Below are 12,754 nucleotides of genomic sequence, written 5' to 3'. Positions count from 1 at the left end.
AGAGGGTTAGAATGAAAAAGTATGTATTGTTATTAGATATGGGTGGAACGGAAATAAAAGTAAATGCTTTAACAGAAGATAATACTTTTTTATCGGCTAAAGCAAAACATTATCCGTCATTTTCTAATCAATCTAAATCAGTTATCATATCCCATATCGCAAAAATTATAAAAGAAACAACTTTAGATTATGAAGAGAAATTTGTCTTACAAGCAATTGGTTTTTCATTTCCAGGCCCATTTGATTATCAACATGGCATTAGCTTAATGCAAGATTTAAGAAAGTATGACTCTTTGTATCAAGTTAATTTGAAAGAAGCTTTAGAAAATGAACTAGTTGAAGAACGGTTTGTAAATGTCCCCTTTGTTTTTGAAAATGATGCAACTTGTTTTGCCTTAGGAGAATATATTCAAAGTGAAAATGTGACAAGAGGAATTTACTTAACCCTAGGAACAGGATGTGGTTCAACTTTTATCGAGGATGGAAAAGTTGTTAAAGAAGGCTATGGCTTAAATGAAATGGGAATGATTTATGACACACCTTATCTGGACGGGCAAATTGATGATTATTTATCTATAGCAGGATTAAAACAAATAGCAGTGGAACGTCATTACCCTTATATCAATGGTCTAGCTCTTTTTGAAGAAGCAGAAAAAGGGAACAAGCAAGCGCAAGATATATTGGTAACATTCGGTAAATTAATCAGTCATGCTTTAACAGAGTTTATTGACTTATTTGAACCGAATGAAGTGGTATTTGGAGGACAAGTGAGTAAGAGTTTTAAGTATTTTAAAGAAGGTCTTATTCAAAAGGGACATACGAAATACAAAGAGAGTAAAGACACATCAGAATCAACCTTTTACGGATTAGCTTATACAATAAAAAAAGAAATTGGAGCGAAATAATATGACTCAAAAAACACTTTATTTAATTCATCATTCTCATACTGATATTGGTTATACCGACCGACAAGAAAAAATTAGTCGCTATCATGTTAACTTTATTAAACAAGCTATTAAGACTTTAGATAAAATAGCTGCAGGAGAAGCGCCCCAGTGGGAAGGCTACAATTATGTTTGTGAGAACTACTGGCAAGTAGAACAATTCTTACAAAAAGCGACAGCAGAAGAAAAAGAAAAATTTGAATATTATGTAGAAAAAGGATTAATTGATATTTCCTTAACGTATTTAAACTTTACTGAATTAGTTGATGCAGATATTTTATCGAAAAAATTTGCTGATGCTAAACAATATACGAATCAATTTAGTGGTCAATTTGATTCTGCTATGACAGCTGATATTAACGGGTTTGCTTGGGGTTATGTTGATTTGATGCATCAAAACGGAATTAATAACTTTTTCTCTTGTTTACATACACATCACGGAATGTTCCCATTATTCAAAAAACAAATGCCGTTTTACTGGGAAGGGCAAACTGGAGAGAAAGTTTTAGTTTGGAATGGCGATCATTATCAAATTGGAAATGACTTTTTATTCTCACCAAATACGGACCAAAGTAAACAATACGGTATAGAAGGGTTTACAGAAAAAGATTGGGAAGCCCAATTTGAAGTGACAAAAGAAAAAGTATTTGGATTCTTCGATTTATTAGAAGAAGAAAATTATGAGTTTGATTTTTGCCCAGTGATGATTAGTGGGCTTGTTACTGATAACTCACCAACAAGTCCAAGAATGATGGAAGGGATTCATCGTTTTAATGAAAAATTTGGAGATGAGATTAAAGTTGAGTTAATCACTTTAAACGATTTCTTTAAAGAATTACGAGGAAAAGATTTAGATATTCCAACCTATAAAGGCGACTGGGCTGATTGGTGGGCTGACGGGGTTTCTTCAACACCAGCTGGAGTGAAACTTTACCGTGATGCTCAAAGAAAATACCGTTTAGTTAATAAATTAGATGAAAATGGCACTTTAGCAGATACCCAACAATTAAAAGAAGCTGAAGATCAATTAGCAATGTACGCAGAACACACATGGGGCTTCCACTCATCTGTTTCTGAACCTTGGGATTCATTTGTTAACTTACTGGATTCAAGAAAATTCTCTTATGCCGTTAATGGCAATCGTTTAGTGTCTAATCATTTAGATGATATTTTAGAAACTTACGGAGAAGAAGCTAACCAATTAGACCGTGAGAGTTACTATAAGATTATTAACCCTCATAACGAAGCTGTAAACATGTTATCAAGTGTTTATATTCAGCACTGGCAAACAGTAGATGATTCTTATTTTTACTTGTCACTAAATGATTTTGTAGAAGTGGTTGATAGCCAAACTGGTAAAGTTTTAGAGACTCAAGTATCAAATAGTTCACGTGGTAAAAAAGTGTCATTTATGATGAACTTGTCTGCTAAGGAAGAAAGAATTGTTAGATTAAGACGCAAAAAAAATGAGCCTAAGATGGATACGAAGTACTATAATCATGCTCACATTGGGACAGAAAGAGTTGCAGATATTGCGCCATATAAAGGCTTTACTCATGATATTTCAATTTACCGTTTAAAAACTGACTTTTTAGATGTCAGAATAGATCCAGCAAAAGGCGTGTCATCTATTATCGATGTAACAACTGGTGCTCAGTTAATTCATCCTGATTCTTTAAGAGCAGCCTTTTCAGGAGTTTATGAAGTTACTTCTGCAGCTAAAACCAATCCTTATTCGGTTAGAAGTTTAATGGGAAGAAATAGGAAATCACCAGCTACTAATCGTTTTGAATCTAAATTAGTAGATTTAAAATTAATCGAAGATGGTCCGTTATACGCTACTTTAGAATTATGTTATGAATTAGAAGGAACGAAGATGTATGATGTTCGTCTAATGATTTATAAAGAATTAAGTCAAATTGATGTGTCGATTAGACTACAAAAAATTGGTTCATGGGACCCTGAGAACCTTTATATTTCTTTACCATTTACCTATAACAATCCAGATGAAACAACAACTTATTTTGAAAAATCAGGAACTATTTTTAGACCAGGAATTGATCAATTACCAGGAAGCAATACGAATTTCTATTCACTAGATAACGGAGCTTTGTTTAAAAATGAAGCAAATGGTTTATTTGTGGCAATGAAAGACACGCCTTTAGTGACTTTAGGTGCTTTAGAAAGTCAATTGATAGAGTTGTGTGACGAGCGAAGCGAAGAAAAAAATAAAGAAGTTCTTTATTCTTGGGCAATGAATAACTTCTGGGAAACTAACTTTAAAGTTGATTTATCAGGCTTCTACGAATTAGATTATAGTGTCTATGTCTTTAACGAATCTAATCAAGACGTGAAAGAACTTGTTAATGAAACAAGAAATAAAATTGAAGGACTGATAGCAATTCCTTACAATCCAAGTGAAGAGGAACGTCAAAACTTTAAAGAGGATGAAAAACGATGAAAAAGAAACTACATGTTGTTTACAAAACACATTTAGATATCGGTTTTACTGATTTAGCTGAAAATGTTATTACCCAGTATTTAGAAGATTTTATTCCAAGAGCTATGGATTTAGGTGAGCAATTACCGGATAAATTTACATGGACAACAGGTTCTTGGTTAATTGATTTTTATTTGAATCACGAGTCTGTTTCTGAAGCAAATAAAAGCAGAATGAGAGCTTGTATTGAGCAAGGAACCATTCGTTGGCATGGATTACCATATACTATTCATACAGAATTAATGGATGGGGAGCTAACAAGACACGCTTTATCTGTCTCTAAAAAGTTAGATCAAGAATTTAATAAAGAAACCATTGCGTCTAAAATGACAGATATTCCGGGACACACGATCAGCTTAGTTCCATACTTACAAGAAGCAGGAATTGAGTATTTGCATATTGGAGTGAATGCTAGTTCGGCAATTCCTAAAGTACCTAAAATATTCTTGTGGAAGGCAAAAGATGGTTCAGAAGTAATCGTTCATTATGCTATGGATTATGGAGAAGTTTTTGATAATAAGGACTGGCCAGATGCTCTTTATTTTGCTCATAGTCATGACAATATGGGACCACCAGCTGATGCTGAAGAAGTGGAAGAACTGTTTGAAACCTTAGCGCTAGAATATCCAGATTATGAGATTATTCCTTCATCTTTAGATGCTTTTGCTAGAGGAATCTTACCATTTAAAGAAACTCTTCCAGTCATTGAAGAAGAAATTGCAGATACTTGGATTCATGGAATTGCAGCGGATCCTAAGAAAATATCAGAATTTAAAACGTTGTTACGACTTAGAAATAAGTGGTTAAAAGATAATCGTATTAGTCGTGATTCTAAAGAATATCGTCAGTTTTCAGATAACTTATTATTAGTGGCAGAACATACATGGGGAGCTAATGGTAATGTGTATTTACCAGAATACCGTCATTTTGCTTTAGAGGACTTTGAAACTGCTAGAAAACGTGATTTAGTAACGTTTAATCATGATCGTGGTACGATGGATTTTGCCGATTTAATGTCTTATATTAGTACAGACATTGATTGGAAAGGGATGGAAGATAAAAGAAGATACAGTGTATACGAAGCCTCTTGGCAAGAACAAAGAGAGTATGTCAATGATGCAATCGATAGTTTACCAGAAGATTTAAAACAGGAAGCTAGAGAAGCCTTAATAAAAGAGGCTATTAAAGAAATAGCGACTAATGAAACAAAAGTGATTCCAGGGAGACGATACGACTTTAAAGATATCACGTTATCTTTTAGCCAAACAGGCGGAATTGATTACTTAAGCATAGGGGATCAACAAGTCATTATTCCTGGTAGAGAGTTTGGTGGACTAAGTTACGAACGATTTGACTTTAATGATTACAGTAAGTTCTTTAGTCAATATAGTCGTTTAACAAGATGGACAACAGGTTGGGCAATGGGAGATTTTGGAAGACGTGGTATTGAAGCGTGTCCTGAGATTAGATACGAAAAAATCAAACCATTCATGGAAAATTCTCAAATCGACGTAACAGATACGCAAGTGATTTTCACACTCGATGTTACTTATCAGCCTCACGAAATTCGTCAGTGGGGTTTACCTAAGAAAAATCGTCTCGTTTATGTTCTTGATTTGATAGAAGGAAAACTTGATTTAACTTATGATTGGGAAGGGAAACAAGCCAATCGTATGCCTGAAAGCTACTGGTTAGAAACAAGTATCCAAGTGGCTAATCCAAGTCGTTGGCAGATGGAGAAATTAGATTTATTAGTGGATCCACTTGATGTGATTCAAAATGGCAATCGTAATCTCCATGCTCTAACTGAGGGTGGGATGGTTTATCGAGGATATGAAGGACAGTATCAGTTACAGTCATTTGATGCACCGTTAATGTCATTAGGAAGACGTTCTTTATTAAAATTTGATAATCAGCTACCAGATTTAGGTAAAGGATTGTTCGTCAATTTATTTAACAATGTTTGGGGAACAAACTTTGCAGCGTGGTATGAAGGGGATATGTCGTATCATGTTCGTTTCAATTGGAAAATGAATCCATTTAAAACAAATTAATAGTGTAAGAAGCCGTAAAACAATTGTTAAGGTAAGAAATTGTTTAAGGCTTCTTTTTTTATAGGTAAGTAATTTAGTTTTTCTGATTTATTTGATTAAATTTTGTGGAATTTTAGACGGTAGCTCGCTATAATAAATGCTATTAGTTAGGGGGATGTAAATGGAAAAGATGGAGAACAAAGGAAAAGGCATCATGCTTGCTATTACTGGTGCAATCTTTTGGGGTGGCTCAGGAGTGGCTGCTGAATATATCATGCAAACAAAACATATTTCAACAAGTTGGTTAGTAAGTGTCAGGATGTTATTTGCTGGCCTTATTATTTTGAGTTATTTAACCTTTAAAGATGGTAAAAAAGTCTTTGATTTACTTCAAGAAAGAAAAAATCGCTTAGGTATTTTAATTTTTAGTTTATTTGGAGTTATTTTATTACAATTTTCTTTTTTTAATGCAATTCAATATAGTAATGCAGCAACAGCTACTATCTTACAATATTTGTCACCTATTTTTATTGTGATTTATTTTATTTTTGAATCTAAAAAAATACCTAGTAAGTTGAGTGTTTTTAGTATCTTACTTTCATTAGTGGGAACAGCTTTACTTGTTACTAAAGGAGACATATCTTCTTTATCAATATCACCAAAAGGTTTATTCTGGGGATTATCAGCTGGTATTGTAGGTGCCGTTTATATTATTCAACCTAGAAAAATGATGGCTGAGTTTGGTACCATGGCAGTTACTGGTTGGGGTATGTTTTTAGGTGGGTTATTATTTCAATTGTATAATCCTATTTGGAAAAATGTTCCCGAATTAGATGGCGTAAGTTTTGCTCTCATTGGTTACATTGTTTTCTTTGGAACAGTATGTTCTTATCTATGTTTGCTTCATAGTACGAAATTTATACCAGCTCAATTTTCGAGTTTACTTACTTCATTTGAACCATTAAGTTCAGCGCTGTTTTCTAGTCTGTTCTTAGGGTCAGTTATCCTACCAATAGAAATATTAAGTATGTGTATCATTATTTTTGCGGTATTTTTATTGTCTAGAAACGACTAAAACTGAATAAAGGTAAAATTTATTTTAATTTTTTACTAAATAGGCTATAATGGAGAAGATTAAAAACTGTCAGTCATTTAATGGTAGTTTGATTATTAGGAGGTATTTTCATGTCAAAACAACAAATTGGTGTTGTCGGAATGGCCGTAATGGGTAAAAACTTAGCATTAAATATTGAAAGTCGAGGGTATTCAGTTTCTATCTTTAATAGAACTGCCTCTAAAACAGAAGAAGTAGCCAAAGAACATGCTGATAAAAAGCTAGTTCCTACTTATACAATTGAAGAATTTGTCGACTCATTAGAAAAGCCTCGTCGTATTATGTTAATGGTACAAGCAGGTAAAGCAACAGATTTAACAATCCAAAGCTTATTACCACATTTAGATAAAGGTGATATTTTAATTGATGGCGGTAACACATTCTTCCAAGATACAATTCGTCGTAATGAAGAATTAGCTAACTCAGGCATTAACTTCATTGGTACAGGTGTTTCTGGCGGAGAAGAAGGAGCGCTTAAAGGGCCTTCAATGATGCCTGGTGGTCAAGAAGAAGCTTACGAGTTAGTAAGACCTATTTTTGAGCAAATTGCAGCAAAAGCCAAAGACGGTGAACCATGTGTGACTTACATCGGACCAAATGGTGCAGGACATTACGTGAAAATGGTGCATAACGGAATTGAATACGGTGATATGCAGTTAATCGCTGAAAGTTATGATATCTTAACTCGTGTATTAGGATTATCAGTGGCAGAAGTTGCTGAAATCTTTACGGAATGGAACCAAGGAGAATTAGATAGCTACTTAATGGAAATTACTGCTGATTTATTAACAAGAAAAGATGACTTAGGAACTGGTAAACCAATTGTTGACGTTATCTTAGATGCAGCAGGAAACAAAGGAACTGGTAAATGGACAAGCCAAAATGCCTTAGATTTAGGGACACCATTACCACTTATTACAGAATCAGTATTTGCTCGTTATATCTCAGCGCTTAAAGAAGAACGTGTTGAAGCAAGTAAAATTATTCCATCACCTCAAACAGCTCCATTTACAGGAGATAAACAAGAAGTGATTGAAAAAATTCGTCAAGCGTTATACTTCAGTAAAATCATGAGTTACGCACAAGGATTTGCTCAGTACAGAATGGCAAGTGAAGAGTACGGTTGGGATCTTCAATACGGAGAAATTGCCAAAATTTTCCGTGAAGGTTGTATTATCAGAGCTCGTTTCTTACAAGAGATTACAGATGCTTATGATCGTAACCCAGAACTTAAAAATTTATTATTAGATGAGTATTTCTTAGATATTACAGCGAAATACCAACAATCAGTAAGAGATATTGTATCATTAGCAGTTCAATCAGGTGTACCATCACCAACATTCTCATCAGCAATTGCTTATTTTGACTCATATCGTACAGCTGATTTACCAGCAAATATTATTCAAGGACAACGTGATTACTTTGGTGCTCACACTTACTTACGTAAAGACCGTGAAGGAGTATTCCATTACGACTGGTACGGAGAAGAAAATAAATAAGAATTAAAGCAGGCCTTTTGGGTCTGTTTTTTTTGTTATTTCAACTGTTAGTTGATTGTATATCATTTTTTATCTTGTTAGAATGTGATAAGAGTCATTTGATTCATTTTTGAATGAAAGACAATATGTCACTTTTTTATGGAAAATGGGGTTTTATTAGTTGCAAAAGAACATCTATTCGTATAAAATTAAATTCTGACTTATTTTTAGAAAGAGGGGTAATGTATGGCATTATTAATACAAAAAGTTAAAGGACACGCATCATTAGTATTTGTCTCGTTTTTAATGACTTGTTTGATGGTTGTCTCTCAATTGTGGCAACCCAAATTACTGCAGAAAGTAATGACAGCTATTATGAATGAAGACAATCAAGAATTGAAGAACGTGGGGATTTTACTGATTGCTGTTGCTGTTGTAGGACTGATAGCAGGTATTTTAAATACAATTTTAGCAGCAAAAGTCTCACAGGAAGTGGCGTCTGAAATTCGTGCAGATGGTTTTAAAAAGATTCAAACCTTCTCTTTTGCGGACATTGAAAAATTTTCAAGCAGTAATTTAGTGGTTCGTTTGACGAATGACGTAAACCAAATTCAGATGATTGTCATGATGACACTTCAAACAATCTTAAGAATACCTATTCTATTTATTGGAAGTTTTATTTTAGCGATGCTAACACTTCCTAAATTATGGTGGGTTATTATTCTTTTAGTTGTTTTAGTTTTATTAACAGTTATGTCTTTATTTGGCCTTATGGGTAAACATTTTACTAAAATTCAAGGATATATTGAAAAAGTAAATACGATTGCCAAAGAGAACTTAACAGGTATTCGAGTAGTAAAATCTTTCGTTCAAGAAGAAAATGAAACGAAAAAATTTACTAATATTTCTGACAAATTAGCTAAGCACACTATTACAGTTGGGAATCTGTTTTCAATTATGATTCCAACATTTATGCTGATTTCTAGTTTAGCGATTGTAGCTTCTATTTACTTTGCAGCTGATTTAGCGACAACTGATTTAGAAGTTATTGGTGCGATTGTGTCATTTATGAACTACTTAATGCAAATTATGATGAGTATTATTATCGGTGGAATGATGATGATGATGGCTTCTCGTGGTATGGTTTCTCTACAAAGATTAAATGAGGTGTTAGAAACTGAGCCAACTTTAACTTATTTAGACAAAGATGTTAAACCAATCACGTCTGGTGAAGTGGTATTTGACCATGTAAGTTTTACTTATAATGGAGATGATCATCCAACTTTAAAAGATATCACTTTTAAAGCTGAAGAAGGTGAAGTAGTGGGGGTTGTTGGAGCAACTGGAGCTGGTAAGTCAACCTTAGCTCAAATGATTGCTAGAATGTATGACCCAACTGAAGGAAATATCTACGTAGGAGAGGCTAACTTAAAAGAGGTTGGCAAAGAAGATCTACGTGAGAATATTGCTTTAGTTTTACAAAAAGCCATTTTATTCTCAGGAACGATTGCGGATAACTTACGTCAAGGTGATAAAAAAGCAGATGAAGCTAAGATGGAAAAAGCTTCTCGTATTGCTCAAGCCAAAGAATTTATTGAAAAAGAAGCTGATGGCTTTATGAGTCCAGTAGAAGAGCGTGGTGCTAACTTCTCTGGTGGACAGAAACAAAGGTTGTCTATTTCTCGTGGGGTTATTGGGGATCCTAAAATCCTTGTGTTAGATGATAGTACAAGTGCTCTTGATGCTCGTTCTGAAAAATTAGTAAAAGAAGCTTTAGCTAATGAATTAACTGGAACAACAACTTTTATCATTGCTCAAAAAATATCTTCTGTGGTTCAAGCTGATACTATTTTAGTATTAGACGAGGGACATTTAGTAGCTCAAGGAACTCATAAAGAATTATTACAAACAAGTGATGTGTATCGTGAAATTTATGAAACTCAAAAAGCAAAGGAGGTTGAATAAACATGGCCAAACAAACGAAACAAAAAAATAGTGTCACAAGTTTCTTTTGGTATTATCTAAAAGGATATAAATGGCAACTATCAATTATCACGATTGCGATTGTTTTTTCAACTTACTTACAAGTAAAAGCACCTGAATATACAGGTAAAGCAATTGAAGAATTAGCTACCTATGCAGGAACTTATTTTGCTATGGGAGAAGCTGATAAGGGTCCTTTTGTCAGCATTATCAAGCTTTTAGTTGGTCTGTATTTACTGAACTTCATCGCTATGTTTATTCAAAATATTTTAATGTCATTAGTGACAGGTAAATCAACGAATCACATGCGAATTAACTTGTTTAAAAAGTTAGAACGCATGACAATCTCTTATTTTGATACCCATAAAGATGGTGAAATTTTAAGTCGCTTCACAAGTGATTTAGATAATATTTCTAATACGATGAATCAAGCGTTGATTCAAGTATTAACCAATATCTCAATGATGATTGGCGTGTTAATCATGATGTTTAGAGCAAACGTTCAAATGACATGGGCAACACTTGCAGCAGCTCCTTTTGCGATTTTAATAGCAGCTTATATTATTAAAAAAGCTGAAAAAAGTGTGGCCGTTCAACAAGAAAATGTTGGTAAATTAAATGGCTATATTAATGAAAAGATTTCTGGTCAGAAAGTTATTATCACAAATGGGTTAGAAGATGAAACCATTGAAGCGTTTGAAGTTCTTAACCAAGAAGTGAAACAAGCGACGTTTAAAGGTCAAGTGTATTCAGGCCTATTGTTCCCAACTATGCAAGGAATCTCACTACTAAATACAGCAATCGTTATTTTCTTTGGTGGTTGGTTAGTGCTTGACGGTAATATGGATAAAGCAGCAGGGTTAGGTTTAATTGTTATGTTTATCCAATATTCACAACAATTCTACATGCCTTTAACTCAGATTTCGTCACAATTTAGTATGCTTCAATTAGCCTTTACTGGGGCAAGAAGATTAAATGAAATTTTTGATGTAGATGATGAATTTGAACGTGAAAACACGATTGATATTGACGGCATTCATAAAGAAGTTGCTTTAGAGAATGTTGATTTTTCTTATGAAGAAGGCACACCAATTCTTAAAAAAGTTAACTTGAAAGCCAAAAAAGGTGAGATGGTAGCCTTAGTTGGACCAACTGGTTCAGGTAAAACAACGGTTATGAACTTATTGAATCGTTTTTACAACGTAGATGGCGGTAGTATTTCAATTGATGGCGTAGATATTCGTGATATTTCATTGCCAAGTTTACGTTCTAATATTGGGATTGTACTACAAGAATCAGTACTATTTTCAGGAACGATTAGAGAAAACATTTTATTTGGAAATGAAGAAGCAACTGAAGAAGAAATGATTTCAGCAGCAAAACAAGCTAACATTCACGAGTTTATTATGTCTCTTGAAAAAGGATATGATACTGAAATTAATGATGAAAATAGTGTCTTTAGTGTGGGACAAAAACAATTAATGAGTATCGCTAGAACGATTTTAACAGAGCCTTCATTACTGATTTTAGATGAAGCAACAAGTAATGTGGATACTGTAACAGAAAGTAGAATTCAAAAAGCAATGGAAAATATCATTGCAGGACGAACTAGTTTTGTTATTGCTCACCGCTTAAAAACAATCTTAAATGCCGATTATATTGTGGTTCTTAATCAAGGTGAAGTCATTGAAGAAGGAACTCATGAAGAATTATTAGAAGCTCGTGGCTTTTATGCAGAGCTTTATGAGAATCAATTTGTTTTTGAATAGTATGAAGAAAGAGAAGGGCTAAATGAGTCCTTCTTCTTTTTTTATTTGAAAACAGATAGGTTCACAAAGGATAACAGTAGTTATGAAGCTTGAAAACAGTAAAATTTAGCTATTTTAAGTTTTATTAAAGAGACATTATTAGAAAAAAAAGATAACACAATAGATTTTTTAGTGAAACACCGTTATAATAGTTATGATATAAGAAAAAGATTATAGGTCGCTTAGAAAGGCATGTGTTAATTATGTCAAATAAAATATTAATTGTTGAAGATGAAAAAAACTTAGCTCGCTTTGTGGAGTTAGAGTTAAAACATGAAGGTTATGAAACAGAAGTTCATTACAATGGTCGTACAGGTTTAGAAGCAGCTTTATCAGGTGAGTGGGATGCTATTCTTTTAGATTTAATGTTGCCAGAATTAAATGGATTAGAAGTTTGTCGTCGTATCCGTCAAACTAAAAACACACCTATTATTATGATGACAGCAAGAGATTCTGTTATCGACCGTGTTTCTGGTTTAGACCACGGGGCAGATGATTACATTGTTAAGCCATTTGCAATTGAAGAGTTATTAGCTAGATTACGCGCATTACTTCGCCGAATTGATATTGAAGGCGACAAAAACATTACGAAACAAACAACGATTAACTACCGTGACTTAACGATTGAAAAAGAAAATCGTATTGTTCGTCGTGGTGAAGAAATTATCGAGTTAACGAAAAGAGAATATGAATTACTTCTTATTCTAATGGAAAACATTAACGTTGTTTTATCTCGTGATGTGTTGTTAAACAAAGTTTGGGGATATGAAATCGAAGTCGAAACAAATGTTGTAGATGTTTATATTCGTTATTTAAGAAATAAAATTGATGTATCTGGTGATGACAGTTATATTCAAACTGTTCGTGGAACTGGATACGTTATGAGATCGTAAA

General features: G+C 33.6%; 8 protein-coding genes. All 8 read left to right on the top strand.

Annotation, left to right across the window (positions count from 1 at the left end; genetic code table 11):
* Positions 1-11: 11 nt before the first annotated feature.
* Positions 12-905: an ROK family protein gene (locus ACODH8_RS00240; protein ID WP_420517381.1), complete on the top strand. Its 894-nt coding sequence runs from the start codon at positions 12-14 to the stop codon at positions 903-905.
* A 1-nt stretch (position 906) separates the two neighbouring features.
* Positions 907-3,405, top strand: a complete 2,499-nt coding sequence (locus ACODH8_RS00235; protein ID WP_332464861.1) for a hypothetical protein — start codon at positions 907-909, stop codon at positions 3,403-3,405.
* The gene (locus ACODH8_RS00230; RefSeq protein ID WP_332464860.1) at positions 3,402-5,498 is read left to right on the top strand and encodes a DUF5054 domain-containing protein; all 2,097 of its coding nucleotides are present in this window, start codon (positions 3,402-3,404) and stop codon (positions 5,496-5,498) included. Before ACODH8_RS00235 ends, ACODH8_RS00230 begins: the two co-directional genes overlap by 4 nt.
* A 160-nt stretch (positions 5,499-5,658) precedes the next feature.
* Complete coding sequence (locus ACODH8_RS00225) at positions 5,659-6,552, top strand: DMT family transporter (protein WP_332464859.1); 894 nt, start codon at positions 5,659-5,661, stop codon at positions 6,550-6,552.
* A gap of 110 nt (positions 6,553-6,662) precedes the next feature.
* On the top strand, positions 6,663-8,090 hold the full coding sequence (gndA, locus tag ACODH8_RS00220) for an NADP-dependent phosphogluconate dehydrogenase (protein ID WP_332464858.1): 1,428 nt from the start codon (positions 6,663-6,665) through the stop codon (positions 8,088-8,090).
* Between the two features lie 225 nt (positions 8,091-8,315).
* Positions 8,316-10,034 carry an ABC transporter ATP-binding protein gene (locus ACODH8_RS00215; protein ID WP_332464857.1) on the top strand — a complete coding sequence of 573 codons (1,719 nt, stop codon included), beginning with the start codon at positions 8,316-8,318 and terminating at the stop codon, positions 10,032-10,034.
* A gap of 2 nt (positions 10,035-10,036) precedes the next feature.
* Positions 10,037-11,821 (top strand): ABC transporter ATP-binding protein, encoded by a 1,785-nt coding sequence (locus tag ACODH8_RS00210; protein ID WP_332464856.1) that lies wholly within the window; start codon positions 10,037-10,039, stop codon positions 11,819-11,821.
* Between the two features lie 242 nt (positions 11,822-12,063).
* Positions 12,064-12,753: a response regulator transcription factor gene (locus ACODH8_RS00205; protein ID WP_332464855.1), complete on the top strand. Its 690-nt coding sequence runs from the start codon at positions 12,064-12,066 to the stop codon at positions 12,751-12,753.
* Position 12,754 lies beyond the last annotated feature (1 nt).

This window comes from Vagococcus fluvialis, from assembly GCF_048815235.1.
Classification (GTDB): domain Bacteria; phylum Bacillota; class Bacilli; order Lactobacillales; family Vagococcaceae; genus Vagococcus.
The sequence above is the reverse complement of the archived record's forward strand: the minus strand, read 5'-3'. Positions and strand labels throughout refer to the sequence as shown.